Below are 25,687 nucleotides of genomic sequence, written 5' to 3' on the forward strand. Positions count from 1 at the left end.
CCCGCGATGCCTGCCGGCACGGCGGCGCGCACGCGCCGCATTGCCCATCCCGCGCCGGGTTTCGCCGGATGACCGCGCCCCCGGCCTTCGCTACACTGAATTTGCACGCGTCGCGACCGCCAACTCCACACCCACCTCGAAGGGAGGTCCAGCATGACCGATCTCGCTCTCTATGCCGGCTACGAAGCGCTGCGCGTCCGGCGTCAGCCGCACGGCATCGTCGAAATCGTGATGAGCGGCGAAGGCGCGAACCGCAGTGGCCTCGCGGTCGCGAGCGAGGCGATGCACCGCGAGCTCGCCGACATCTGGCGCGACGTCGACCGCGATCCCGACGCGCGCGTCGCGTTGATTCGCGGCGAGGGCAAGGGCTTCTCGGCGGGCGGCGATCTCGCGCTCGTCGAGCGGATGGCCGGCGATCACGCGGTGCGCGAGCGCGTCTGGCGCGAGGCGCGCGATCTCGTCTACAACGTGATCAACTGCGGCAAGCCGATCGTGTCGGCGATGCACGGGCCGGCCGTCGGCGCGGGGCTCGTCGCGGGGCTGCTCGCCGACGTGTCGATCGCCGCGAAGAGCGCGCGGATCATCGACGGCCACACGCGTCTCGGCGTCGCCGCGGGCGATCACGCGGCGATCGTCTGGCCGCTGCTGTGCGGGATGGCGAAGGCGAAATACCACCTGCTCCTCTGCGAGCCCGTGAGCGGTGAGGAAGCCGAGCGCATCGGGCTCGTGTCGCTCGCGGTCGACGATCACGATCTGCTGCCGAAGGCGTATGAGCTCGCGGAGCGCCTCGCGCAAGGCTCGCAAAGCGCGATCCGCTGGACCAAGTACGCGCTCAACAACTGGCTGCGGCTCGCCGGGCCGACGTTCGACGCATCGCTCGCGCTCGAATTCATGGGATTTTCCGGGCCGGACGTGCGCGAAGGCATTCGCTCGCTGCGCGAGCGCCGCGCGCCGGACTTCACGGGCGACGCGCCTTCGTGAGCGCCGCGCGCGCTATGATCGATCATGGACGCCGCCGCCGCGCGGCGTTTCTCCGCGACCCGCTTCACTCGCTTCGAAGGAATCGACGATGACCGACACCAACGGCTCCAATCCGTTTTCCGGCTACGGCGGCTTTCAGCCCGCCGGCTTCCTCGACAAGATGTGGGACATGATGCGTCTTGCACCGTTCGGCGCAATGAGCGCGTTTCCCGGTGCGTCGCAAGGGTTGCCGCCTTCGCTGTCGGCGATGTCGGACCTGATGGCGCCGCTCGCGAGCGTCGAGGAGCTCGACAAGCGGATCACCGATCTGCGCGCGGTCGAGCAATGGCTGAAGCTCAATCTCGGCATGCTGCAATCCGCGATCCAGGCGCTCGAGGTGCAGCGCGCGACGCTCGCGACGCTGCGTGCATTTGGCACGCTCGCGCAGACGTCGATGGCCGCTGCCGAAGCCGCGCTGTCGCCCGACGACTCGGCGCAGCGCGAATCCGCGCCGGCGACGAAGCGCGAAGCGTGCGCCGGCGAGCCGGCCGACGCGCGCGCCGGCTCGGATACGGGCGCCGAGGCGGGCGCGGCGGGCGACGCCGGCAACGAAACGCCGCCGTCCGCCGCCGACGCATTCGATCCGGCGGGCTGGTGGAACCTGCTGCAATCGCAATTCGATCAGCTTGCGCGTTTTGCGATGACGCAGCCGGGCATGGCGGCGGGCGGCGACGCGCACGCGTCGGGCGCGGCCGCCGCGCCGAAGCCGTCCGCCGCGAAGAAGCCGGCGACACGCCGCGCCGCTTCCCCGCGCGCGAGCGGCTCGGCGGCCGACCGCGCGCCGGGCGCATCGAGCGCATCGAGCGCGGCCGGCGCAGCGAAGCCCGCCGCCGCGAAGAAGCCGGCGAAGCGCAGCCCGTGACGCGCGCGGCGCCGATGAGGACACGCTGAGGCAGACATGCGGCTCGCGCTCGTGCTGATGGGAGGCGGCGCGCGCGCCGCGTATCAGGTCGGCGTGCTGAAGGGGCTCGCCGAGATCGCGCATGACGTCGATCCGAAGCGGCGCACGTCGCCGTTCACGGTGATCTGCGGCTCGTCGGCGGGCGCGATCAATGCGACGTCGCTCGCGAGCCACGCCGACGACTTCGAGTACGGTGTGCGGCGTCTGCTCGAATTCTGGGAGCAACTGCGCGCCGAGCGCGTCTACCGGACCGACTGGCTCGGCATCGCCGCCGCGGGCGCGCGCTGGCTTGCCGCGATGAGCATCGGCTGGGCCGCGCGCCGCTCGCCGCGCGGGCTGCTTGACAACGCGCCGCTCGCCTACCTGCTGCGGCGCGAGCTCGACTTCCGCCGGATCGAACTGATGCTCGAGGCGCGCAAGCTGCATGCGCTGTCGGTGACGGCGCTCAGCTATTCGAGCGGCCGGCACCTGACGTTCTATCAGGCGAGCGAGCCGATCCAGGCATGGCGGCGCGCGGAGCGCACCGCGCGGATGGTCGACCTGTCGGCCGAGCATCTGATCGCGTCGTCGGCGATCCCGTTCGTGTTTCCCGCGGTGCCGCTCGTGCTCGACGGCCAGATCGAATATTTCGGCGACGGCTCGATCCGGCAGATCGCGCCGCTGTCGCCCGCGATCCATTTCGGCAGCGACCGGATCGTCGTCGTCGGCGCGGCGGACCCGCGGCCCGAGGTGCCCGCCGCGAGCGGCAACGGGCGCGGCTACCCGTCGCTCGCGCAGATCGGCCAGCAGGTGCTCGCGAGCGTGTTCCTCGATTCGATCGGCGCGGACATCGAGCGGATCGACCACGTGAACCGGATGATCGAGCACCTGCCCGCGTACGTCGAGCCGGCGAGCGGCTGGCGGCACGTCGACGTGCTCGCGATCGCGCCGTCCGAGCGGATCGAGCTCATCGCGTCGAAGCATCTGAAGCGGCTGCCGCTCACGGTGCGCGGGCTGCTTGGCGCGGTCGGCGGCAACAAGCCGGCGGGCGCGTCGTTCGCGAGCTATCTGCTGTTCGAGGCCGAGTTTGCGCGCGAACTCGTCGAGCTCGGCTACCGCGACGCTCACGGGCAGCGCGAGCGGCTCGCGCAGTGGATCGCGTCCGCCGAGCGCCGCGTCGCGGAGGCCGAGCGCGCTCCCGGCGCGAGCGTCGGTGCGGGCGCGAGCGTCGCGCGGCGGACGACGATGTGATGGGCGCGGCGAACTCGGCGCGTCCGGCCGTCGCCCCCGCGGTTTCGGTTGCGTTTTCGCCACGCTGACGGAATGCTTTCGCTGCGACGCTTTGCCGCACGGGCGCGGCTCTGGCGTTCGCCGCCGTCCCGGAACGGTCATGGTCGCGTGCTATCATGGCCGCCGCCGAATACATCACATCGGGCCGCTCGCGCGCGGCCGTCCAGGACGGCAGGCGCGTGCGGGGCCTTGCAACGAAGCCGGCGGTGCGCCGGCGCCTTTCAGGCACGCGCGGCACGGCTTCCGATCGCCGGGAGCGCTGAGTGCGGCCTGCCCCACGGTGGAAGCGCGGTCGCCCGGCGTCCGGCGCGAAACCTGCGTCCGGGCCCGGATTAGCGCGTAAAATTATCGACTTGGCCGCGAAAGCGCCCTCACTGGGCCGATTTTCCGCAACAGTCTCGTTTAGTTGTCGCATTGCGCAGAACAGGGGTGGGACCATGAACACCATGCTTTATCCGGAACTCTACAAGTCGCTCGAAGCTGTCCGCTGGGACATGGAAAAGGACATCCCTTGGGACAAGTTCGACGCGTCGCTCCTGACCGACGAGCAGGCGAAGACGATCAAGATGAACGCGATCACCGAGTGGTCGGCGCTGCCCGCGACGGAGATGTTCCTGCGCGACAATCATCACGACAGCGACTTCTCCGCGTTCATGAGCGTGTGGTTCTTCGAGGAGCAAAAGCATTCGCTCGTGCTGATGGAGTACCTGCGCCGCTTCAAGCCGGAGCTGATGCCGACCGAGGAGGAGCTGCACGCGGTGCGCTTCGAGTTCGACCCGGCGCCGCCGCTCGAGACGCTGATGCTGCACTTCTGCGGCGAGATCCGCCTGAACCACTGGTATCGCCGTGCGGCCGAGTGGCATACCGAGCCCGTCATCAAGCACATCTACGAGACGATTTCTCGCGACGAGGCGCGTCATGGCGGCGCGTATCTGCGCTACATGAAGAAGGCGCTCAGCAACTGCGGCGATGTCGCGCGCGCGGCGTTCTCGAAGATCGGCGTGCTGATGGCGTCGGCGCGCCGCACCGAGAAGCCGCTGCACCCGACGAACCTGCACGTGAACCAGTCGCTGTTCCCGCGCGACACCGTGCAGTCGCGCCTGCCCGATCCGGAATGGCTCGAGCGCTGGCTCGACGAGCAGATCCGCTTCGACGGCGAGTGGGAGAAGAAGGTCGTCGAGCGGATTCTGCACAACCTGTCGGTGCTGTTCGAGCGCACGTTCGCGACCGCGCAGGAGCTGAACCGCTACCGCAAGGAAGTGACCGCGCGCCTGCAGCCGGAGAGCGGCCCGGCCGCCACGCAGCCCGTGTGACGCGCGGCGCCGCATCGCGACAGGCCCGCTCGCAGGTCCGGCGGGCTTTTCTTTTGCCGATTCTTGCCGATGCGGGTCGCGGCCGGCGCGTGTGAGCCGCGACGCTCGACATCGTTTTCCCGTTCATCCGTCCAACGAGTTTTCGCCCCATGCCCGCTTCGTTCGAACGCAAGCTGATCACCCGCGACGCGCTCGTCGCATTGCGCGCGTCGCTGCCCGCGCCCGTCGTCTTCACGAACGGCGTGTTCGACATCCTGCATCGCGGCCACGTCACCTATCTCGCCGACGCGAAAGCGCTCGGCGCGTGCCTCATCGTCGGCGTGAACAGCGACGCATCGGTGCGCATGCTCGGCAAGGGCGACGACCGGCCGATCAACGTGCAGGAAGACCGGATGGCGCTTCTCGCCGCGCTCGAATGCGTCGACTGGGTCGTCGGCTTCGACGAGAAGACGCCGGTGTCGCTGATCGAGGCGGTGCGCCCCGACATCCTCGTGAAGGGCGGCGACTACGACATGGACGCGCTGCCCGAATCGGCGCTCGTGCGCGGATGGGGCGGGCGCTCGCTCGCGATACCGTTCGAGCACGAGCGCTCGACGACCGCGCTCTTGAAGAAGGTGCGCTCGCAGTCGAGCTGAGCGAGTGCGCGCGCGACGGTGGTCTGCCGCCGGGTTATCGCGCGGCGGGGGCGCGCGGGGAGGTTGGCGCGAGGGCGGACGCAGCGGGCGACGATGAAGATGCCGACGCCGCCGGCCAGCCCGGCGCTGCGCCGAACGCGTTCAGCGGCGCGGTGTCGAGCGTCGGCGACACGATCGGCCCGCCGACGATCGGCTGATCCGCCGCCTGCGACACGGGCGTCACGCGCAGCGCATCCGGCCGCACCTGCAGCAGCGCATGGCCCGGCTCGCGCGGGCCCGCGGCGGGCAGCGGGCCGAACACGCCGCGCACCACGACGAACGCGAGCATGTTGGCGAGAAAGAGAATCGAGATCAGCCAGCGCAGCATCGTCAATACTCCCAGGAATCGTTTCGTTACCCTCACTCCGTCGCGCATCGCCGCGAGGCCCCGCTTCGTGCGCGCGGCGCGCAGGCCGCATCCGCGCACGGCGCGCGTCACGCCGAATGCGCGATCAGCGCGAGACCCGTCAGCACGAGCGTGTCGTGCCGCGTGTGCGGGACGGTCAGCGCGCGCACGATCGCATCCGCCGCGCCGCCCGACAGCACGAGCCGCACGGGCGCCTTCCACGCTTGCTCGAGATCGCGCCACGCGCGCTCGATGAGCCCCGCCTGCGCCTGCAGGCAGCCGGCCGACAGCGCATGCGGCGTGTCGATCGCGAACGGCGTGTGCGGCGCGTCGTTCGCGGCGAGCTCGTCGAGCAGGCTCGTCGCCGCGTCGATCGACACCGTCGGCAACTGCGCTGTGTGCATGCCGAGCGAGCGCATCATCAGCGCCCAGCCGGGCGCGATCAGCCCGCCCGCGAAGTGGCCGTCCGCGCGCAGCGCTTCGAGCGTCGTCGCGGTGCCGAACGTCGCGATCAGCAGATGCTCGCCCGGAAACGCGGCGTGCGCGCCAATGAGCCCCGCCCAGCGGTCGCTGCCGAGGCGCGCAGGCTCAGCGTAGCCGTTCGTCACGCCGCACTGCGCGGCGCTCGCGCGCACGACGGTACGCGGCAGCGCGGGCCAGTGCGCGTCGATCAGCGCGTCGATGCGCGCGGCGGCCGCGTCGCCGGCGACGTTCGAGATCCACGCGCCGCGCGGCGCGGGCAGCGTCGACCAGTCCGGGGTGTCGTCCGCATGCTCGAACGCGCCGCTCGTGACGAAATGGCGCTCGGTATCCGCGAGCGCCCATTTGATGCGGCTGTTGCCCGCGTCGATCAGCAAGCGCAAACCGCTCATCGGACGGCTCCCGGCGCGCGCAGCGACACGTCGCCCGCCGCGATCGCCTGCCGGCCGGCGGGCGTGTCGAGCAGCAACTGGCCGGTTTCGTCGATGCCGACGGCGATGCCGCGCGCGTGCTCCACGCCGCGTTCGAGCAGCGCGACTTCGCGGCCCGCGTAAGCGTGCAGCGCGTTCCAGCGCGCGGCGAACGGCGCGAGGCCGTCGGCCGCGAACGCGGGCAGCGCGGCGGCGAGCGCGTTCAGCGCGGCGGCGAACGTATCGGTGAGCGTCGCGCCGGCGCGCACCGAGGCGAGCGCGACGGGCGGCAGGCCGCCCGCGAGCGTCGCGTCGCGCGCGCGCAGCGCGTCGATTTCGGCTGCGGCGGCGTCGGCCGTGCGCACGTTGACGCCGAAGCCGATCACGACCGCGGTCGCATCGCTCGTGTTCCAGACGGTTTCGATCAGCACGCCGGCGAGCTTGCCGACGATCGCGGTTTCGCCGTCGCGCGTCGTCGCGACGAGCAGGTCGTTCGGCCATTTGAGCGCGATGCGGCGGGCGTCGTCGGCGACGCCGTCGCGCGGTTCGGCGGGCAGCGCGGCGAACGCTTCGGCAAGCGCCGCGCCGACGGCGAGGCTCAGCCCCGCGAGCGCGCCAACGGGGCGCGGCAGCACGCACGCGACGGAGCAAAGCAGCGCGTCGCCCGGCTTCGCGAACCACGGGCGGCCTTGCCGGCCGCGCCCGGCCGTCTGCTCGTACGCGACGCGCGCGATCGGCGCGGCGAGCGCGTCGCGGCGGCGGGGCAGCGTTTTCAGGTGCGCGCCGAGGTCGGCGTTGGTCGAGCCGGTCGTGTCGACGATTTCGATCGACCATTCGCGCGCGGCGGGGGCAAGGTGCGCATCGACGCGGGCGCGATCGATGAGCGGCCCGTCGCTCGCGGGCGTTGAAGGTTGGGTGGCGACATTCATGGCGCGTATTGTTGCGGAACTGGCCGACGGTTGCCAGCGTAATGTTCGATGGTCCCGTCGCTTGACGGGGAGGGCGGATCGCGTCCGTGCGCGGGTTCGTCGGCGATGCGCCCATCATAGCCGCGCACGGGCGGCGCTGCGTAGCGGCCCGCGCTCACGGCGGCGGGCCGTCGCCTGTCACCGCCACTCGCCATCCGCTACCTGTCATTCGCCGCCCGCTACCCGTCGTTGTCCGTTACCGCCCCGCCGTCACCGCTCCGCCGTCACCGCCCCGCTCGCCGTCACCGCCCGCTCAAGGCGCGAGCGCCGGATGCTTGAGCGCGTGCGCGGCCTCGATCCACTGCGCATGGAACGCGTCGGGATCGCGCGGCAGCCCGAGCTCGCCGTTGCGGTATGCGATCGCGAGCGTTTGCACCGCTTCCGGCAGCTCGTGGTCGGCGGCCTGCCGGTACAGCGCGAGCGCGCGCGCTTCGTCGCGATGCACGCCGCTGCCGTCGCGGTAAGCGTTCGCGAGCATGAACTGCGCGGCCGCAATGTCGTGCCGCGCGGCAAGCTCGAACCAGCGGGCCGCCTCGGTCGGATCGGCGGGCGTGCCGTAGCCGCTGCGGTAGATGAGGCCGACGTAGTACGCGGCGTTCGGATCGCCCGCGGCGGCGAGCGGGCGCAGCATCGCGAGCGCGCGCGGGTAGTCGCGCGCGACGCCGCCCGTGCCGAGCAGCCAAGCCTTGCCGAGCGCGAGGCGCGCGTCGCGCACGCCGGCGCTCGTCGGCGCGCGGCCGGCCGGGTTCGCGTGCGCGGCCGTTTCGAGCCAGCGCCTGCCTTCGTCGCGCAGCGCGAGATCGCGCGAGCCGGCGAGCGCAAGGCCGAGCGCCGATTGCGCGTCGGTCGAGCCGCGCCGCGCGAGCGCGCGCAGGCGGCCGAGCGCGTTCGGCTCGGCCGCCTGTTCGACCATCGCGCGCCATTCGTCGAGTTGCGCGCGGGTGACGCCCGGCGCGCCGGACGCCGGGCGCCCGATCCGGTCCGTTGCGGCGACGCCCGCCGCGAGCGCCGCCGCGACGGCGAGCATGCCGACGGGCGACAGCGTCGCGCGCAGCAGGCGCCGCAGCGGCGATGGGCGACGGGCGCCATCGGGCGGCGTCGCGGCTTGAGCATGAGTCGAGAGCAGATTCTTGGTCGCGTTCATCATCGAGGTGAATCGGTTTCAGGGTCGACGGGCGGGGCGGCGCGCGGCGCGTCTTGGCGGGGCGCGCCGCCCGCTCCGTCATTGCGTCAGATCGATCTCGTAAGTCGCGAGCCCCTTGCCGGAGCCGTCGTCGGCCGCGACCTGTGTGATGCCCGCGACGCTCGCGGCGTTCGCGAGCGCGACGAGGTTCGGCGCCGATGCGAACTGCACGTGCGCGATCGAGCCCGCGAGCTTCGTGAAGCGCCAGCTACGCTGCATGCCGTCCGCCGCGCGCGTGATCTGGCCGCGTTTCTTGATGTACGCGATCAGCACGTCGCGGTTCGCGTCGGGCGACGCGAAGATCGTCTTGCTGCCGTCGAGGCCCGGGAAGTTGCCGCCGCCGCTCGCGCGGTAGTTGTTCGTCGCGACGATGAACTGCGCATTCGGATCGATCGGCGCGCCCTTGTACACGAGGTTCCTGATCCGGCTGCCGACCGCTTGGGTGACGTCGATCTCGTAGCGCAGATCGGCGGACGTGAACATGTCGAAGTTGTAGCCGGGGAACGAACTCACGAGCTTCTGCACGGTCGCCTTCGTCGGATCGATCGTGTTGAAGCGCTTCGCCGCGGTCTCGAGCCAGTTCTTGATGTCCGCGCCGCTCACCTTCACCGCGTAGACCGTGTTCGGATACAGGTAGAGGTCGGCCGCGTTGTTGATCGCGAGCGCGCCCGCCGCGACGTCGGTGAAGTCGTTGCCGCCGCCGAAGCCGCTCTTGAACGGCGCGCTCACCGACAGCACCGGCAGCGACGCGTACTGCGGCAGGTTCGCCTGCACGTAGCTCGCGACGTAGTCGGCCTGCGCCTCGTTGACGATCTGGATCGCGCCCGGGTCGCCCACGTCCGCGAAATAGCTGGTCATCCGGTAGTCGGTGCTGCCGATCGGCGTCTTCACGTAGTCGATCGTCGCCTGATGCTCGGCCGCGATCGCCGCGGCCACCGACGGATCGGCGGCGACGTAGCTCTTGTCCGGATTCTGGATCGAGCGCGCCTCGACGCTCGTCTGCGATTTGTCGACGCTCCACGTCTTGCCGTCGAACGCGAGGCCGAGCTTGATCACGCCGAGGTGCTTGCCCCAGTAGTTCGCCATCACGGTCGGCACGCCGTTGACCGTGCCCTTCGCCTTGTCGACGCCCGGCAGGTTGAACTGCGCGACCGTGCTCGTCGCGTCGGGGAACACCTGGTGCGAGTGGCCGATCAGCATCGCGTCGATGCCGGGCACGGTGGACAGCCACCAACTGCCGTTTTCCATAGTCGGCGAGTACGGCGAGTTGTCGAGGCCGCCGTGCGAGATCGCGACGACGAGGTCCGCGCCCTTCGCGCGCATCTCGGGGATGTACTTCTCGGCCGCTTCCTTCAGGCCCGTCGTGTAGACCTTGCCGTCGAGCCAGCGCTTGTCCCAGCTCATGATCGCGGGCGGCGTGAAGCCGATGATGCCGACCTTCACGGGCGCCGTGATCGTGTGGCCGTCAGGCGTCGTCGCGGTGACGGTCTTCGTGAGGATCGTGTACGGCGTGAAGAGGGGCGCGTTCGTCTTCGCGCTGATCACGTTCGCGAGCACCTGCGGGAAGCCCGGGCCCGCGCATTTCTTCTGCTGCGCCGGATCGGGCAGGCCGTCGACGGCGAACGCGTTGCCCGTCACCTGCGACAGGTACGGCAGTCCGTAGTTGAATTCGTGATTGCCGATGCCGCCGCCGTCGAACCTCGCCGCGTTCATCACCTTGTAGATCGCGAGCGTCTCGCTGCACGACACGGGCTTCACGAGCGCCTGGTAGTCGGCGAGCGCCGTGCCCTGGATCGTGTCGCCGTTGTCGAGCAGCAGCGTGTTCGGGTATTGCGCGCGCGCCTGCGCGATCAGCGTCGCGACGCGCTCGAAACCGAGCGACTTGTCCGCCGCGAGCTTGAAGTAATCGTACGACAGGACGTTCGTGTGCAGATCGGTCGTCTCGAGCAAGGCGAGCGTCGCCTTCGTGCCGGCGGGGGCCTGCGCGTCGGACGACGCGGGGGGCGGCGAGTCGACGTCGTCGTTGCAGCCGGCGACGAGCGCCGCGCACGCGACGAGGGCGGCGGCTAGGCGCCGCCGGCGAAAACGCAAGGGGGATGGCATCGGGATTTTTCCTGTTCTGTTTCCGTTGAGCCGGGGATGGCGTGAGCGGCGCATGCGCCGGCGGCCTGGCATGCAGCGCGTGAGAGTATCGAAAGGAAACGTGACCGAAGAATGAAAGCGTTCGGAAGGCTGACCGGAAGGCGTGCGGAAAGCATACCGGAAGCTTGCGCGGCGCGGGAGCCGCCGGTGCGGGCCGCGCGCCTCGCGCGCGCCGCGCCGGGCGGCCGGGCGAAACGAGACTTCGCGCGGCGAAGCGGTTCGCTACAATGGCCGCTGTCACCGTTTTGCAAAATCGCCCTTGAACTTCCAGACTCCTCCCGGCCTGTCGGTCGACGCCGGCAGCCAAGGCCAGACCGTGCGCCTGTCCGGCCAGTGGACGGCGCTCGCGCTCGCGCGCGACCGCGGCAACGTCGCGCGCCGGATCGCCCGGCTCGCGAAGGAGTCCGTCGGCGAGTGGGACCTGTCGGGCGTCGACCGGCTCGACCACGTCGGCGGCCAGGCGCTGTGGCGCGTGTGGGGCCGCAGGCTGCCCGCCGGGATCGCGCTCACCGACACCCAGCGGATCGTGTTCGAGCGCATCGAGCGGCTCGACGCGGGCCGCGAGGCGCCCGAGCCCGTCGTGCGGATCGATCCCGTCACGCGCTTCGGCCAGGGCCTCTTCACGTTCGGCGAGCACCTGTACGGCGGCATCGCGCTGCTCGGCGGCCTGATCGTCGATCTGCTGTCGGTGCTGCGCCGGCCGCGCACGATGCCGTGGACGGAAATTTCCGCGAACGTCTACGCGGCGGGCACCAAGGCGCTGCCGATCACGGCGCTCGTCGCGTTCCTGATCGGCATCGTGCTGTCGTATCTGTCCGCGCAGCAGTTGCAACTGTTCGGCGCGAACCGCTACATCGTCAACATCCTCGGCCTCTCGGTGATCCGCGAGCTCGGACCGGTGCTGTCGGCGATCCTCGTCGCGGGCCGCTCGGGCTCCGCGATCACCGCGCAGATCGGCGTGATGCGCGTGACGGAAGAGCTCGACGCGATGCGCGTGATGGGCATTCCGCACGGCCTGCGGATCACGCTGCCGCGCGTGCTCGCGTTGGGCGTCGCGATGCCGCTCCTCGTGATGTGGACCAACGTCATTGCGCTCACGGGCGGCGCGCTCGCCGCGAAGTTCGTGCTCGGCATCGACCTGAACTTCTTCGTGCGCTCGCTGCCGTCCGTCGTGCCGATCGCGAACCTGTTCATCGGGCTCGGCAAGGGCGTCGTGTTCGGGATGCTGATCGCGCTCGTCGCGTGCCACTTCGGCTTCCGGATCAAGGCGAATTCGCAGAGCCTCGGCGAAGGGACGACGACGTCCGTCGTCACGTCGATCACCGTCGTGATCCTCGCCGACGCGGTGTTCGCGATCCTTTTCCAGAACGTGGGGCTCGGATGAGCACGCGCGACGACGATTTCGTGATCGAGGTGCGCGACCTGACGAAGCGCTATGGGCGCAACGTCGTCCACGAACATCTCGACTTCGACGTGCGCGCGGGCGAGATCGTGTCGATCGTCGGCGGCTCGGGCTCGGGCAAGACGACGCTCGTGCGGCAGATCCTCGGGCTCGAGCGGCCGAGCGCCGGCACGATCAGGGTGTTCGGCGAGGACACCTCGAAGATCGACGCCGACACCGCGCGCGTGATGCGCAGCCGCTCGGGCATGCTGTTCCAGCACGGCGCTCTGTTCTCGTCGATGACCGTGTTCGACAACGTCGCGCAGCCGCTGCGCGAGCTCGGCCGCGTGCCGGAAGATCTGCTGCACGACATCGTGATGCTCAAGCTCGAGATGGTCGGGCTGCCGTGCAAGCATGCGTCGAAGATGCCGGCTGCGCTGTCGGGCGGGATGGTCAAGCGGGTCGGGATCGCGCGCGCGATCGCGCTCGAGCCGGAGCTGCTGTTCCTCGACGAGCCGACGGCGGGGCTCGACCCCGGCGCGTCCGACGAGTTCGTCGAGCTGATCGCGACGCTGCATCGCACGCTCGGCCTGACCGTCGTGATGGTCACGCACGATCTCGACACGATGGTCGCGCTGTCGACGCGCGTCGCGGTGATCGCGGAGCGCAAGGTGCTCGTCGCGGCGAGCGTCGAGGTGGCAGCGGGCGTCGATCATCCGTTCATCCGCGAATACTTTCTCGGTCGGCGCGGCCGCCGCGCGCTGCAGGCGCTGCCGCCCGAGCGTCGCGCGCGCCTGCCGAAGGCCGCGCTCGAGCCGGCGCCGTCGGACGTCGAGCTGTAGTCGAGGAACACGAGGGAACCCCCGCATGGAAAACAAATCACACGCGTTCTGGGCCGGCCTCTTCACGATCGCGCTGCTCGCCGCGATCGTCGGCGCGGTCTACTGGTTCAACGTCGATCGCACGGTGCGCGCGCCGTACGATCTCGTGTCGCGCTCGAACGTGACGGGGCTCTTTCCCGACGCGGCCGTCCGCTATCGCGGGCTCGACGTCGGCAAGGTGCAGTCGATCAACTTCGATCGCGGCCATCCGGGCCAGATCGTGATCCGCATCCTCGTCGACACGAACGCGCCGATCACGCGCTCGACATTCGGCAGCCTCGGCTTCCAGGGCGTGACGGGCATCGCGTTCGTGCAGCTAGACGACACGGGCGCCGATCTCGCGCCGCTGCCGACGTCGGCGAAGGCGGTCGCGCAGATCCCGATGCGCCCGAGCCTGTTCGACCAGCTCCAGCAGCGCGGCGACGTGCTGCTCAAGCAGATGGAGATCGCCGCGAAGAGCGTGAACGAGATGCTGTCGCCCGAGATGCGCGGCCAGTTGAAGGCGACCGCGGCGAGCATGCAGCAAGCGGCCGACGGCATCACGCAACTGTCGAAGCAGGTCGAGCCCGCGCTCGCGCAGATGCCGCAGACGATGGCGCACGTGAACCGCGCGCTCGGCTCGGCGAACGCGCTCGTCGCGCCGGGCGGGCCGCTCGTCGCGAACCTGAACCGCGCGGGGCAGGCGCTCGCGTCGATGAACGACACGCTTGCCGAGCTGAGCGCGCGCGTGCGCTACGACACGCTGCCGCGCTTCAACGCGCTCGCGACGAACGTCGGCGACACGTCGCGCACGCTGAAGGACGTCGCGGGCGACGTCGGCCGCAATCCGCGCAGCCTGCTGTTCGGCGCGCCGGCGGCGGAGCCGGGCCCGGGCGAGTCGGGATTCGTGTGGCCGGGCGCCACGCCTGCCCAATAAGTTTTTCTGGAATTCGCGATGCACGCACACTTCATGTCAGGTTCATTGTTCCGCCGCGGCCGTCCGGCGCTCGCACTCGCCGCGGTGCTCGCGATCGCGGGCGCGAGCGGCTGCGCGGGCACGCCCGCCGCGCTCACGAACATCCGCTACGACCTCGGTCCGGCGCAGCCGGCCGCGTCGGCGGGCGCGGGGCCCGCGCTCAAGGTGCTCGACGTGAGCGCGCCCGACGCGCTCAACTCGGACCGCTTCGTCTACCGGCTCGCGTATGCGGACGCGCAGCGGATCGCCGTCTACCGCGACAGCAAATGGACCGCGCCGCCCGCGCAGTTGCTGACGCAGCGGCTGCGCGGCGCGCTGTCGCTGCGCGGCGCGGTGCTCGAGGGTGGCGACGGCGTGCGCGCGCCGGTGCTGAAGGTCGAGCTGTCCGAGTTCGAGCAGGTGTTCGACGGCCGCTCGGAGAGCCACGCGGCCGTCACCGCGCGCGCGACGCTCACGCAGGACGGCCGGGTGCTCGGCCAGCGCACGTTCGTGTCGCGCGCGCCGGCGAGCACGCCGGATGCGGCGGGCGGCGCGCAGGCGCTCGCCTCGGCGAGCGACGAGCTCGTCGCGCAGATCGTCGCGTGGCTCGGCGTCCAGGCTTACGCGGCCGCGCCATGAACGCCGCCGCGCGCGCCGCCGCCGGGATGACGCGTGCCGCGCCGTGCCCGGCGCCGCCGGGATGACGCCCGCCGCGCGCCGGCAGCGTCGCCAGTCGACGCTCGCGCGTCAGGCGTTCGCCGTCTACGCGGCGCTCGTCGTCTATGCGTCGCTCTATCCGTTCACGGGCTGGCGCTCGCTCGGCATCGGCCCGTTCGACTATCTGCTCGCGCCGCTGCCGCGCTATCTGACCGCGTTCGACGTCGTCAGCAACGTGATCGGCTATCTGCCGTTCGGCGCGCTCGCGGTGCTCGCGCTCTATCCGCTGCGCGGCGTGCCGGCCGTGCTCGCCGCGACGCTCGCGGGCGCGCTGCTGTCGGGCGCGATGGAGGCGCTGCAAACCTACCTGCCGACGCGCGTGTCGTCGAATCTCGATCTCGCGGCGAACGCGCTCGGCGCGCTCGTCGGCGCGGCGGCGGCCGCGCCCGCCGCGACCGCGCTGATCGAGCGCGGCGTCGTGCGGCGCGTGCGCTTCGCGTGGTTCGAGCGCGACGCGCCGACGCCGCTCTTTCTCACCGCGCTGTGGGCGGGCGCGATCCTGTTTCCGTCGCCGTTCCTGTTCGGCATCGGCGACTGGCCGAGCGAGCTGTGGGAGCGCGCCGACGTGTCGATGCGCGGCGCGCTCCTCGCATGGGCGCCCGGCGCGTGGAATGTGCCCGCGTGGCCGGACCGGCTCGACGGCCTCCTGTCCGATTCCGCATGGGAGACGCTGCTCGCCGCGCTCGGCCTGTTCGCGGCGCTCGCGGTGGCGTCGCTCGCGATGCGCGTGCGCGCGCCGCGCGTGCGGCTCGTCGTCGGCTTCACCGCGTTCGCGCTCGCGCTGAAGGCGGCCGCGACGTTCATGCAGTCGCACACGGGGCTCGTGTTCGACTGGGCGACGCCCGGCGCGCTGCGCGGCATCGCGGCGGGCCTCGTCGCCGCGCTCGTCGCGCTGCGGCTGCCGGGCGCATGGCGCGCGGCGCTCGCGGCGGCCGCGCTCGCCGTCGCGCTCGTGCTCGTCAACGTGCTGCCCGTCAATCCGTTCTTCGATTTCGCGCTGTCCGGCTGGCAGCAGGGCCGCTACGTGCACTTCAACAGCATCGCGCGCTGGCTCGCGTGGATCTGGCCGTACGCGGCGCTCGTCTGGCTTGCCGGCCGCGCGGAGCGCGCGTGGCTCGCGAAGCGCGGGGCGGGCGCTTCGCGCGGCGCCAGCGGCAAACGGCGCCGGTCGCTATAATCGGCCACGACTACCGGCCGCGACCTGCCTGCCGATGCCGGCTGATCGTTTCAATCCGAGTTTCAATCCGGGTTTCTGTCCGGGTTTCTGTCCGGGTTTCTGTCCAATAACGCCGGGCGCTCACGCGGCGTCCGCACGCAATGGGCCACATCATGGATCCCTACTATCGACACCACGTCTTCTTTTGCCTGAACCAGCGCGAAAAGGACGCCGAGCGCCCGAGCTGCGCGAACTGCGGCGCGCAGGAGATGCAGGAATACGCGAAGAAGCGCGTCAAGGAGCTCGGCCTCGCGGGCGCGGGCAAGGTGCGCGTCAACAAGGCGGGCTGCCTCGACCGCTGCGAGGAAGGCCCTGTCGTCGTCGTCTATCCGGAAGGCACCTGGTACACGTACGTCGACAAGAGCGACATCGACGAAATCGTCGAATCGCATCTGCGCGACGGCCAGGTCGTTGAGCGCCTGAGAATTTGAGCACGGTTTTTCGAATCGCCCCACACGCTGTCGCATGAACGCCCATACCCAGAAGTCCCTGGTCGCCGGCCCCGTCGGCAACATCGAGATCGCGATCGACCTGCCCGACGCCGTGCGCAACGGCTCGGCCGCGCCGCGCGGGATCGCGCTCGTCGCGCATCCGCATCCGCTCTTCGGCGGCACGATGGACAACAAGGTCGCGCAGACGCTCGCGCGCATCTTCGTCCAGTTGAACTACGCGGTGATCCGCTCGAATTTTCGCGGCGTCGGCGCGACCGAGGGCGAGCACGACAACGGCGCGGGCGAAGTCGACGATCTGCTCGCGGTGCTCGCGCACATGCGCGCGCTGCCCGGCCACGCGGAGCTGCCGATCGTGCTCGCCGGCTTCTCGTTCGGCACGTTCGTGCTGTCGCACGTCGGCAAGCGGCTGCGCGACGCGGGGCAGGCGATCGAGCGGATGGTGTTCGTCGGCACGGCGGCGAGCCGCTGGCAAGTCGCCGACGTGCCGGAAGACACGATCGTGATCCACGGCGAGAACGACGACACGGTGCCGATCGCATCGGTCTACGACTGGGCGCGTCCGCAGGAGCTGCCCGTCGTCGTGATTCCGGGCGCCGAGCATTTCTTCCATCGCAAGCTGCATATCCTGAAGCGCGTCGTCGTCGGCGCGTGGCGCTGACGGGCAGCGAGCGTCTCGATCCCGAAGGGCCCCCGCGGCGAACTTCCGTATAATGGCTAGGGTCTGTTTACATACGGAACGTGCATGCGAATGCCCGAAATCGCCCGTAGGGCAAGAAGCGAGGAGCGCGGTTTGGCCGAGCCAAACGCCCCGAAGGAAGTCCCCTTGGGGGACAAGCGACGAGCGACGCCGCCCTACGGGCGATTTCGGGCATTCCCCTGGAATGGATTCCAAGTTTGGGGTTGCCACGAGAACGGCCGCTCGCCGCGTTGCGCTCCTTGCGAATACGTCCAGTATTCGCAGCGTCGCGCGCCTCGCGAGCGGCCGTTCTCGTGGCAACGCATGCACGTTCCGTATGTAAACAGACCCTAGGTTTGCGTCGGCCCGTCCGCACGGACGTCCGATGCGCCGTGCAGGCCGCCGCGCCGCTTTTCGCTCTGCGAACCGATCGCGCCGCCGCCTGTCCAATCGGCGCGTTTCGCGAGCCTTCGTTCCCCGACATGCCGCCGGAACGCCGCCGACCGGCCCTTCAACCGCGCGCCCCGTGCGCGCTGCCATTTCTGCCATCAGCCTGAATCGATATGCGTCTGTCTTCCTTCGGCCTCACGTCACTCGCTTCCTCCACCGCCATCGCCGTCGCCGCGCGTAACGTCGCGCTCGGCATCGTGCTGCCCGCCGCGCTCGTGTCGACGATCGCCGTCGCGCAGGCAAAGCCCGCCGCCAAGGCGAAGCACGCGGCCGCGCCGGCCGCCGCCGCGCCGACGGGCGCGCCCGCCACGTACGTGCCGGGCGCGGTGCCGCCGCCCGGCGTGAACGCGCGCTCGTGGGTGCTCGTCGATGCGTCGAGCAATCAGGTGCTCGCGTCCGGCAACGCCGACGAGCGCGTCGAGCCCGCGTCGCTCACGAAGCTGATGACGGCCTACCTCGTGTTCGAGGCGCTCGATTCGAAAAAGATCACGATGGAGCAGATCGTCACGCCGGGCGAAGCGGTGCGCCGCGTCGGCCGCGACGAATCGCGGATGTTCATCGAGGCGAACAAGCCCGTCAGCGTGCACGACCTCGTCTACGGGATGATCATCCAGTCGGGCAACGACGCGGCGATCGCGCTTGCCGAACTCGTCGGCGGCAGCGAAGGGCAGTTCGTCAACATGATGAACGCGCAGGCGCAGCGCCTCGGGATGACGAACACGCACTTCGCCGACGTGAACGGAATGCCCGACCCGAATCACTACACGACGGCGGGCGACCTGGCGAAGCTGTCGACGCACCTGATCCGCGACTATCCGGATTACTACAACATCTTCTCGGTCAAGGAATTCGCGTACAACAACATCAAGCAGCCGAACCGCAACCGGCTGCTGTGGCTCGATCCGACCGTCGACGGCCTGAAGACCGGCCACACGCAGGCGGCGGGCTACTGCCTGATCGCGTCGGCGAAGCGCTCGCTGCCGGGCGCGGCCGACGCGACGCGCCGCCTCGTCACCGTGATGATGGGCGAGACGAAGGAGAGCGACCGCGTGCAGGACAGCATGAAGATGCTGAGCTACGGCTACACCGCGTTCGATTCGGTGCGCCTGTACAAGGCCGGCCAGCCGATCGACACGCCGCGCGTCTACAAGGGCAAGAGCAACAACGTGCAGGTCGGTGTGAAGAAGGACCAGTTCATCACCGTGCCGCGCGGCCTGGCGGACAAGGTGAAGCCGGAAGTCGCGCTGAACGCGCCGCTCATCGCGCCGCTCGCGGACGGCCAGGCGGTCGGCTCGGTGAAGCTCGTCGCCGACGGCAAGATGGTGGCGGAATTCCCGGTCGTCGCGCTGCAGCCGGTGCCGGAAGCAGGCCTCCTCGGCCGCATCTGGGATTCGATCCTGCTGATGTTCAGCAAAAAGAAGTAAGCTGTCCGCACCGCCTGCGGCGCCGGGCACGCCGGCGCCGCAGGCATTCGCCTTCCGTCACGATTTTCGTCATTCGTTCAACGCCATGAGTCAAGCCGACATCGAACCGATCGTCTATCTGAGCGTCGCTTCGCGCGAGGAGCTGGTGCCGCTTTCCGAAGCGCGCGTGCCGGTGCTCGACCGCGGCTTCATCTTCGGCGACGGCGTCTACGAAGTCGTGCCGGTCTACGCGGACGGCGCGCGCCGCGCGCCGTTCCGGATCGCGCAGCATCTCGCGCGTCTTGCGCGCAGCCTGAAGAAGATCGGCATCGCCGATCCGCACGACGAAGCGGGCTGGCGCGCGCTCGTCGCGCGGGTCGTCGGCGCGAACGCGGCCGCGCTCGGAGACGGCCAGCACGCGATCGTCTACATCCAGGTGACGCGCGGCGTCGCGAAGCGCGGCCACGCGTTTCCGGCGAACGCGGTGCCGACCGTGTTCGCGATGGCGAGCCCGCTCGTGCTGCCGACCGACGCGCAGCGCGCGCAAGGCGTGCGCTGCGTGACGGCCGAGGACCGCCGCTGGCTGCATTGCGACATCAAGTCGGTGTCGCTGCTCGGCAACGTGCTGATGGCGCAGCATGCGGTTGAACACGACGCGACCGAGACGATCCAGTTGCGCGACGGCAACGTGACGGAAGGCTCGTCTTCGAACGTGTGGATCGTGAAGAACGGCGAGCTGATCGCGCCGCCGCGCAGCAACAGGATTCTCGAAGGGATCCGCTACGCGCTCGTCGAGGAGCTCGCCGAGGAGTGCGGGATCCGCTTCGTCGCGCGCGAGATCAACGAAGCGGAGCTGCGTGCAGCCGACGAGATCCTGCTCACGTCGGCGACGAAGGAAATCCTGCCCGTGACCCTGCTCGACGATCTGCCAGTGCAGGGCGGCCAGCCGGGCCCGGTGTTCGAGGCGCTGTACGCCGCGTACCAGCGGGCGAAGGCGCGCGAGATGGAAAGCGTCTGAGCGGGCCGCCCCGCCGACGCGTGGAGAAACGACATGACCGAACCGAACAAGACCGTCGAGCTGACGGGCGAAATCGCAACGCCCAAGGAAACGCTGCTCGAATTTCCGTGCGACTTCCCGATCAAGGTGATGGGCCGCGCGCATCCGGAGTTCAAGGATACGATCTTCAAGGTCGTGAGCGTGCACGACAACGAGATCGATCTCGAGAAGATCGAGGAGCGCGCGTCGAGCGGCGGCAACTACACGGGCCTCACGATCACCGTGCGCGCGACGAGCCAGGCGCAGCTCGACAACATCTACCGCGCGCTGACGGGCCACCCGATGGTCAAGGTCGTGCTGTGACGGCCGGCCGCTAATCCTCTTCCTTTCGCGCACGCGCGGCAGCATAGGCCGCCGCGTGCCGCGCCTCCTGCGCCGCGCACAGCGCCTTGAAGCGCGCGATCTCGTCCAGCAGCCAGGTCCTGAACGCCTGCACGCGCGGCGTCTGCGCGAGCGACGGCGGGCACACGAAAAAGTAGTGCCACGGGCTCGGCCCCGCGATGTCGAACAGCCGCACGATTCTTCCCGCCGCCACTTCGGGCACCGCCAGCGAGCGCCGCACGAGCGCGATGCCCTGGCCGTCGATCGCCGCCTGCAGCAGATTCGACGAATCCTGGTACAGCACGCCGCGCTTCGGCTCGGTCAGCGTGTCGAGGCCCGCCGCGTCGAACCACGGCCGCCACAGCTCGTCGTCCGAGCGCAGCAGCGGATAGCGGACGAGATCGGCGGGCGTCTCGGGCAGCACGCCGCCGTTGAGCGTGGGCGCGCAGACGGGGAAGAACGTCTCGTCGAGGAGCGGCTCGACGTACAGCCCCGGATAGACGCCGTAGCCGAAGCGGATCGCGACGTCGACGTCGTCGCGCGTGAAATCGACGAGCGAATCGCTTGCCCGCAGCTCCAGGTCGATCTCCGGATGCCGCTCGATGAACGGGCCGATGCGCGGCGTGATCCAGCGCGCGGCGAACGATGACAGCGTCGATACGACGAGCCGCTTGTCCCGGTCGCTCGCGCGGATCTCGCGGGTCGCGTCGGCGAGGAGCGTGAGCGCGGCGCGCACCTGCTGCGCGTAGCGGCCGCCAGCCTCCGTCAGCGCGAGCCGCTTGCCGTGGCGCACGAACAACCGCACGCCGAGCTCCGCTTCGAGCGCGCGCATCTGGTGGCTGACCGCGCCGTGCGTGACGGACAGCTCGTTCGCCGCGCGCGAGAAGCTTTCGTGCCGCGCGGCGGCCTCGAACACGCGCAGCGCGTTCAGCATCGGCAGTTGACGGACGGTCATCGGTTAGTTTTTCTCACAAGCACGTGAGAATCGATCGTTTTGCGCAAAGCCTTGTGGGAACTACGATTGTAGCCACTGAAGCAATTTTGGCGGAGGCTGTCATGAAAGAGATTTCCTCAAGCATCACGTTCGAGATCCAGCCCGGCGAAACGGTGCCGATGAAGGTCGCGCGCAGCACGCGGCTCACCGTGCGGGGCGCGCCCGTCTGGGCGACGCGCAGCAACGATGTCCACGATTATTTCCTGTGCGCCGGCGAGACGCTGAAGCTGCGGCGAGGCGAGCGCCTGTGGCTGAGCGCCGACGGCGCGACGAGCGCGTGCGTGTCGTTCTCGATGATCGTGCCGCCGCAGCAGGCGGCCGTGTCCGGCATCATGCGGCTCGCGGCGCGATTCGTCGCGCTCTTTCGCGACGGGTGGCGCACGGTCTGAGCGTCGCACCGGCCGCCGGCGCGCGCCGCCGCGCGGCCGGCTCCATCCGGCACCGGCGAGGTGCATGGGTTTTCGGTAAACTACCGCCCATGTCAGCCTCGCCGGTTTCCATCGTGCCTCCCGCTCCCGACGCGCATGCCGCGCCCGACGCCGCCGCGTCCGCTTCCCCGCATTCTCCTCCCGCCGCGCGGCCCGTCACGCCGCCCGTCACGGTTCGCTGGCTCGGCGAGACGCCCTACGACACGTGTTTCGACGCGATGCGCGCGTTCACCGACGCGCGCACGCCGGACACCGGCGACGAGATCTGGGTCGTCGAGCATCCGCCCGTCTATACGCTCGGCCAGGCGGGCAACCCGGCGCACCTGCTTGTCGCCGACAGCGGCGTGCCGCTCGTGAAGGTTGACCGAGGCGGGCAGATCACGTACCACGGCCCAGGGCAAATCGTCGCGTATCTGCTCGTCGACTTGAGGCGGCGCAAGCTGATGGTGCGCACGCTCGTCACGCGGATCGAAGAGGCCGTGATCGAGACGCTCGCGGCGTATAATCTCGCGTCGGTCCGCAAGGCCGGCGCGCCCGGGATCTACGTGGAATCGGGGCCGCATCGGGGCGCGAAGATCGCCGCGCTCGGTCTCAAGATCCGCAACGGCTGCAGCTATCACGGTTTGAGCGTCAACGTGAAGATGGATCTGCGCCCGTTTCTCGCGATCAACCCGTGCGGCTACGCGGGGCTCGAAACGATCGACATGGCGAGCCTCGGCGCGACCGCCGACTGGCACGAGGTTGCGCAGACGCTCGTGCGCCGTCTGATCGCCAACCTCGACGGCGCAACCGCGGCCGCCGCATTGCCGCCGCAGGCACTGGAACAATCGAATGACTGACCTTACCGCTACCCCCGCACCCGCCGAACCGGCCGCGCCCGCCTACGATCCGACCGCCAAGCAGAAGGCGCAGGCGAAGACCGCGCGCATTCCGATCAAGATCGTCCCGATCGAGAAGCTGAAGAAGCCCGAATGGATCCGCGTGAAGGCGGCCACCGGCAGCTCGCGCTTCAACGAGATCAAGACGATCCTGCGCGAGCACAACCTGCATACCGTGTGCGAGGAAGCGAGCTGCCCGAACATCGGCGAATGCTTCGGCAAGGGCACCGCGACGTTCATGATCATGGGCGACAAGTGCACGCGCCGCTGCCCGTTCTGCGACGTCGGCCACGGCCGGCCCGATCCGCTCGACGCCGACGAGCCGAAGAACCTCGCGCGCACGATCGCGGCGCTCAAGCTCAAGTACGTGGTGATCACGAGCGTCGATCGCGACGACCTGCGCGACGGCGGCGCCGGCCACTTCGTCGAGTGCATCCGCGAAGTGCGCGAGCAGTCGCCGCAAACGCGCATCGAGATCCTGACGCCGGACTTCCGCGGCCGTCTCGACCGCGCGATCTCGATCCTGAACGCCGCGCCGCCCGACGTGATGAACCACAACCTCGAAACGGTGCCGCGCCTGTACAAGGAAGCGCGCCCCGGCTCGGACTACGCGCACTCGCTGAAGCTGCTGAAGGACTTCAAGGCGCTGCATCCGGACGTCGCGACGAAGTCGGGCCTGATGGTCGGCCTCGGCGAGATGACCGACGAGATCCTGCAGGTGATGAGGGATCTGCGCGCGCACGACGTCGACATGCTGACGATCGGCCAATACCTGCAGCCGTCCGAGCACCATCTGCCGGTGCGCGAGTACGTGCATCCGGACACGTTCAGGATGTACGAGGAAGAGGCGTACAAGATGGGCTTCACGCATGCGGCCGTCGGCGCGATGGTGCGCTCGAGCTATCACGCCGATCAGCAGGCGCACGGCGCCGGAGTGGTTTGACCGCTCCGCCGGCCTGACGGGCAGCCGAATGAAGAAACCGCAGCGAAGGCTGCGGTTTTTTCATGCGCGTGGCGCGCGATGCGCTGCGCGCCACCTTCGCGGATTCCGCCGCGCCGATCGCGTCCGTCGCGTCCGTCGCGTCCGAACGGGCGAAGCTCGTGCGTCCGGCGCTACACCGTGACGACGATCTTGCCGAACTGCTCGTTCGATTCCAGATAGCGGTGCGCGTCGGCGATTCGCTCGAGCGGGAACACGCGGTCGATCACCGGCTTGAGCGCGCCGGCCTCGAGCCCGTCGAGCACGAAGCGCTTCGCGGCGTCGAGCTTCGCCGGATCGCCGACGACGCGCTTGTACTGGTAGCCGTGCACGCTCAGCATCTTGCCGAGCACGGCGAACAGCGGGAAGGGCGCCTGGTCGGCCGCGAGCGCGCCGTATTCGATCACGATGCCGCCTACCGCGAGCGCGTCGGCCAGTTGCGGCAGCATCGGGCCCGCCACCGGATCGAACGCGACCCGCGCCCCCGCGCCGCCCGTGATCTCGCGCACGCGCGCGGCGGGATCCTCGCGCTGCGTGACGATCACGTGGTCGGCGCCGAACTCGCGCAGCGCCTGCGCCTTTGCGTCGGTGCGCGTCGTCGCGATCGCGACCGCACCGACCATCCGCGCGACCTGGATCGCCGCGAGGCCGACGCTGCTCGACGCCGCCGTGATGACGACCGCGTCGCCGCGCTCGATCCGCGCGAGGTCGATCAGCGCGCCCCACGCGGTCACGTACTGCATCCACACCGCGGCCGCCTCGGTCCAGCCGAGCGACGCGGGATGCTTGACGGCGACGGCGGCGGGCACTGTCGCGACTTCGCCGTACGTGCCCCAGCGCGTGATCGACAGCGGCGGCACGATGCTGACCGCATCGCCGGCCGCGAAGCCCGTCACGCCGGGGCCGACCGCGCTGACGACGCCCGCCGCCTCGTAGCCGAGCCGCGCGGGGAAGACCGGTTCCTCGACATAGCGCCCCGAGCGGAACATCGATTCGGCGCGGTTCAGGCCGAGCGCCTTCACTTGCAGCGTGATTTCGCCTGGTCCCGGCGGCGCGGGGGCGATTTCGTCGAAGCGCAGGACGTCGGGGCCGCCGGTTTGATGGATGCGAACGATGCGTGCCATATCGGATCTCCGTGAGAAAAATCGGTGAGCCCACTATAATTCGCGCCGATTCGACGATAAATCGCGTAGCCGGATCATCTATTGAAACAAACAGTTTCGAATTATGGATCGACTCACCAGCATGGCGGTGTTCGTGAAGGCCGCGGAAACGGGCTCGTTCGCGGCGGCGGGCGCGTCGCTCGGCCTGTCGTCGCAGATGGTCGGCAAGCACGTGCGCTTTCTCGAGACCCATTACGGGATGCGGCTCATCAATCGCACGACGCGCCGCCAGAGCCTGACCGAAGCCGGCCGCGCGTTCTACGAGCGCAGCCGCGCGGTGCTGGCCGAGGCGCAGGCCGTCGATGCGCTCGCCGCGAACCTGATGGCCGCGCCGCGCGGCACGCTGCGCATCAACGCGCCGATCAGCTTCGGCGTGCATTGCCTGATGCCGATGCTCGCGTCGTACCTGCGCGCGTATCCGGAAGTGCGGGTCGATCTGACGTTGAGCGATCGCGTCGTCGATTTCGTCGACGAAGGCTACGACGCGGTGATCCGCATCGCGCCGCTCGCCGACTCGGGGCTGATCGCGCGGCCGCTCGCGCCATACCGGCTCGTGCTGTGCGCGTCGCCCGTGTATCTCGCCGAGCGCGGCACGCCGGCCACGCCCGCCGATCTGGCCGCGCACGAATGCCTCGGGTTTTCGTATTCGGGGCAGCCGGCGGCGCTCGAATGGCCGTTCGAGAGCGCGCAAGGGCAGCAGCATTCGGTACGCGTGAGGAGCCGGCTCGCGGTCAACAACGGCGCGGCGCTGCGGATGGCCGCGCTCGACGGGCTCGGGATCATCCTGCAGCCGGCCGAGCTCGTGCGCGACGATCTCGCGGCGGGCCGGCTCGTGCGTCTGTTGCCCGGCCACGAGCCGCCCGCGCGGCCGATCCATTTGCTGTATTCGCCCGACCGGCAGCCGACGCCGAAGCTGCGGAGCTTCATCGACGCCGTGATGGCGGGGTTCGGTGAACGGGCGGGCGACGGGCGGGCGTGAGGTTTGGCGCGAGGTTCGGCGCGAGGTTCGGCGTAAGGCCGGGTGGGCCGGGTGAACGGGGGGCGGCGGGGC

The 25,687-nt window shown here is 70.0% G+C and carries 26 protein-coding genes; 19 read left to right on the top strand and 7 right to left on the bottom strand.

All coding sequences use genetic code 11. The features are described 5' to 3' along the window. Positions 1 to 153: 153 nt before the first annotated feature. The 5 genes from WS92_RS12995 (at position 154) to rfaE2 (ending at position 5,138) form a co-directional block, all read left to right on the top strand. Complete coding sequence (locus WS92_RS12995) at positions 154 to 981, top strand: enoyl-CoA hydratase/isomerase family protein (protein WP_059932697.1); 828 nt, start codon at positions 154 to 156, stop codon at positions 979 to 981. Positions 982 to 1,069: 88 nt separating this feature from the next. Continuing rightward, a complete protein-coding gene (locus WS92_RS13000; RefSeq protein WP_015602345.1) occupies positions 1,070 to 1,882 on the top strand; it encodes a PhaM family polyhydroxyalkanoate granule multifunctional regulatory protein in 813 nt (270 codons plus the stop codon). Positions 1,883 to 1,918: 36 nt separating this feature from the next. After that, positions 1,919 to 3,151: a patatin-like phospholipase family protein gene (locus WS92_RS13005; RefSeq protein ID WP_006024362.1), complete on the top strand. Its 1,233-nt coding sequence runs from the start codon at positions 1,919 to 1,921 to the stop codon at positions 3,149 to 3,151. 476 nt (positions 3,152 to 3,627) lie between these two features. Beyond that, the gene (locus WS92_RS13010; protein WP_009911126.1) at positions 3,628 to 4,503 is read left to right on the top strand and encodes a ferritin family protein; all 876 of its coding nucleotides are present in this window, start codon (positions 3,628 to 3,630) and stop codon (positions 4,501 to 4,503) included. Between the two features lie 149 nt (positions 4,504 to 4,652). Then, the gene (rfaE2, locus tag WS92_RS13015) at positions 4,653 to 5,138 is read left to right on the top strand and encodes a D-glycero-beta-D-manno-heptose 1-phosphate adenylyltransferase (protein ID WP_006024365.1); all 486 of its coding nucleotides are present in this window, start codon (positions 4,653 to 4,655) and stop codon (positions 5,136 to 5,138) included. Positions 5,139 to 5,172: 34 nt separating this feature from the next. On the opposite strand, the gene WS92_RS13020 is transcribed toward rfaE2, so the two are convergent. The 5 genes from WS92_RS13020 to WS92_RS13040 form a co-directional block, all read right to left on the bottom strand. Further along, positions 5,173 to 5,505 carry a hypothetical protein gene (locus tag WS92_RS13020; RefSeq protein WP_059932715.1) on the bottom strand — a complete coding sequence of 111 codons (333 nt, stop codon included), beginning with the start codon at positions 5,503 to 5,505 and terminating at the stop codon, positions 5,173 to 5,175. Positions 5,506 to 5,612: 107 nt separating this feature from the next. After that, positions 5,613 to 6,395, bottom strand: coding sequence for a type III pantothenate kinase (locus WS92_RS13025; RefSeq protein WP_006024367.1), 783 nt, complete (start codon positions 6,393 to 6,395; stop codon positions 5,613 to 5,615). After that, entirely contained in the window at positions 6,392 to 7,342 is a 951-nt protein-coding gene (locus tag WS92_RS13030) for a biotin--[acetyl-CoA-carboxylase] ligase (RefSeq protein WP_006024368.1), read from the bottom strand. Before WS92_RS13030 ends, WS92_RS13025 begins: the two co-directional genes overlap by 4 nt. 292 nt (positions 7,343 to 7,634) lie before the next feature. Then, positions 7,635 to 8,528 (bottom strand): tetratricopeptide repeat protein, encoded by an 894-nt coding sequence (locus tag WS92_RS13035; protein WP_059932695.1) that lies wholly within the window; start codon positions 8,526 to 8,528, stop codon positions 7,635 to 7,637. A 75-nt stretch (positions 8,529 to 8,603) separates the two neighbouring features. Then, a complete protein-coding gene (locus WS92_RS13040) occupies positions 8,604 to 10,667 on the bottom strand; it encodes a bifunctional 2',3'-cyclic-nucleotide 2'-phosphodiesterase/3'-nucleotidase (RefSeq protein ID WP_059932694.1) in 2,064 nt (687 codons plus the stop codon). Positions 10,668 to 10,965: 298 nt separating this feature from the next. Between WS92_RS13040 and WS92_RS13045 the strand changes: the two genes are divergently transcribed. The 10 genes from WS92_RS13045 to WS92_RS13090 all read left to right on the top strand — a co-directional run bounded on the left by WS92_RS13045 (position 10,966) and on the right by WS92_RS13090 (position 20,176). Then, complete coding sequence (locus WS92_RS13045) at positions 10,966 to 12,090, top strand: MlaE family ABC transporter permease (protein WP_059932692.1); 1,125 nt, start codon at positions 10,966 to 10,968, stop codon at positions 12,088 to 12,090. Further along, positions 12,087 to 12,929: an ABC transporter ATP-binding protein gene (locus WS92_RS13050; RefSeq protein ID WP_059932689.1), complete on the top strand. Its 843-nt coding sequence runs from the start codon at positions 12,087 to 12,089 to the stop codon at positions 12,927 to 12,929. Before WS92_RS13045 ends, WS92_RS13050 begins: the two co-directional genes overlap by 4 nt. A 25-nt stretch (positions 12,930 to 12,954) precedes the next feature. Further along, positions 12,955 to 13,884 (top strand): MlaD family protein, encoded by a 930-nt coding sequence (locus WS92_RS13055; RefSeq protein ID WP_015601418.1) that lies wholly within the window; start codon positions 12,955 to 12,957, stop codon positions 13,882 to 13,884. A gap of 18 nt (positions 13,885 to 13,902) precedes the next feature. Continuing rightward, positions 13,903 to 14,541, top strand: a complete 639-nt coding sequence (locus WS92_RS13060) for an ABC-type transport auxiliary lipoprotein family protein (RefSeq protein WP_059932687.1) — start codon at positions 13,903 to 13,905, stop codon at positions 14,539 to 14,541. Positions 14,542 to 14,584: 43 nt separating this feature from the next. Next, the gene (locus WS92_RS13065) at positions 14,585 to 15,796 is read left to right on the top strand and encodes a VanZ family protein (RefSeq protein ID WP_170963089.1); all 1,212 of its coding nucleotides are present in this window, start codon (positions 14,585 to 14,587) and stop codon (positions 15,794 to 15,796) included. A gap of 152 nt (positions 15,797 to 15,948) precedes the next feature. Then, complete coding sequence (locus WS92_RS13070) at positions 15,949 to 16,266, top strand: (2Fe-2S) ferredoxin domain-containing protein (RefSeq protein ID WP_015601571.1); 318 nt, start codon at positions 15,949 to 15,951, stop codon at positions 16,264 to 16,266. Positions 16,267 to 16,300: 34 nt separating this feature from the next. Then, positions 16,301 to 16,945, top strand: a complete 645-nt coding sequence (locus WS92_RS13075) for an alpha/beta hydrolase (protein ID WP_059932685.1) — start codon at positions 16,301 to 16,303, stop codon at positions 16,943 to 16,945. A 581-nt stretch (positions 16,946 to 17,526) separates the two neighbouring features. Then, positions 17,527 to 18,837: a D-alanyl-D-alanine carboxypeptidase family protein gene (locus tag WS92_RS13080; protein WP_015601443.1), complete on the top strand. Its 1,311-nt coding sequence runs from the start codon at positions 17,527 to 17,529 to the stop codon at positions 18,835 to 18,837. Between the two features lie 85 nt (positions 18,838 to 18,922). Further along, the gene (locus tag WS92_RS13085; protein ID WP_015600393.1) at positions 18,923 to 19,834 is read left to right on the top strand and encodes a D-amino acid aminotransferase; all 912 of its coding nucleotides are present in this window, start codon (positions 18,923 to 18,925) and stop codon (positions 19,832 to 19,834) included. A gap of 33 nt (positions 19,835 to 19,867) precedes the next feature. Continuing rightward, on the top strand, positions 19,868 to 20,176 hold the full coding sequence (locus WS92_RS13090; RefSeq protein ID WP_004189266.1) for an HP0495 family protein: 309 nt from the start codon (positions 19,868 to 19,870) through the stop codon (positions 20,174 to 20,176). A 10-nt stretch (positions 20,177 to 20,186) separates the two neighbouring features. On the opposite strand, the gene WS92_RS13095 is transcribed toward WS92_RS13090, so the two are convergent. Next, on the bottom strand, positions 20,187 to 21,149 hold the full coding sequence (locus WS92_RS13095; protein ID WP_006024381.1) for a transcriptional regulator GcvA: 963 nt from the start codon (positions 21,147 to 21,149) through the stop codon (positions 20,187 to 20,189). Between the two features lie 101 nt (positions 21,150 to 21,250). Between WS92_RS13095 and WS92_RS13100 the strand changes: the two genes are divergently transcribed. The 3 genes from WS92_RS13100 (at position 21,251) to lipA (ending at position 23,437) form a co-directional block, all read left to right on the top strand. Further along, positions 21,251 to 21,577 (top strand): DUF2917 domain-containing protein, encoded by a 327-nt coding sequence (locus WS92_RS13100; RefSeq protein ID WP_059932683.1) that lies wholly within the window; start codon positions 21,251 to 21,253, stop codon positions 21,575 to 21,577. 89 nt (positions 21,578 to 21,666) lie between these two features. Further along, positions 21,667 to 22,455, top strand: a complete 789-nt coding sequence (gene lipB / locus WS92_RS13105) for a lipoyl(octanoyl) transferase LipB (protein WP_015601790.1) — start codon at positions 21,667 to 21,669, stop codon at positions 22,453 to 22,455. Further along, positions 22,448 to 23,437 carry a lipoyl synthase gene (gene lipA, locus WS92_RS13110; RefSeq protein WP_059932681.1) on the top strand — a complete coding sequence of 330 codons (990 nt, stop codon included), beginning with the start codon at positions 22,448 to 22,450 and terminating at the stop codon, positions 23,435 to 23,437. The genes lipB and lipA overlap by 8 nt, the downstream gene beginning before the upstream one ends. 170 nt (positions 23,438 to 23,607) lie before the next feature. Here lipA and WS92_RS13115 read toward each other — a convergent pair whose 3' ends face one another. After that, positions 23,608 to 24,597, bottom strand: coding sequence for a zinc-dependent alcohol dehydrogenase family protein (locus WS92_RS13115; RefSeq protein WP_059932679.1), 990 nt, complete (start codon positions 24,595 to 24,597; stop codon positions 23,608 to 23,610). 103 nt (positions 24,598 to 24,700) lie between these two features. Here WS92_RS13115 and WS92_RS13120 point away from each other — a divergent pair, with 103 nt between their 5' ends. Continuing rightward, entirely contained in the window at positions 24,701 to 25,615 is a 915-nt protein-coding gene (locus tag WS92_RS13120; RefSeq protein WP_059932677.1) for a LysR family transcriptional regulator, read from the top strand. Positions 25,616 to 25,687: the final 72 nt, after the last annotated feature.

This window comes from Burkholderia sp. MSMB1588 (assembly GCF_001546925.1).
In the GTDB taxonomy this organism is placed as follows: Bacteria; Pseudomonadota; Gammaproteobacteria; order Burkholderiales; family Burkholderiaceae; genus Burkholderia; species Burkholderia humptydooensis.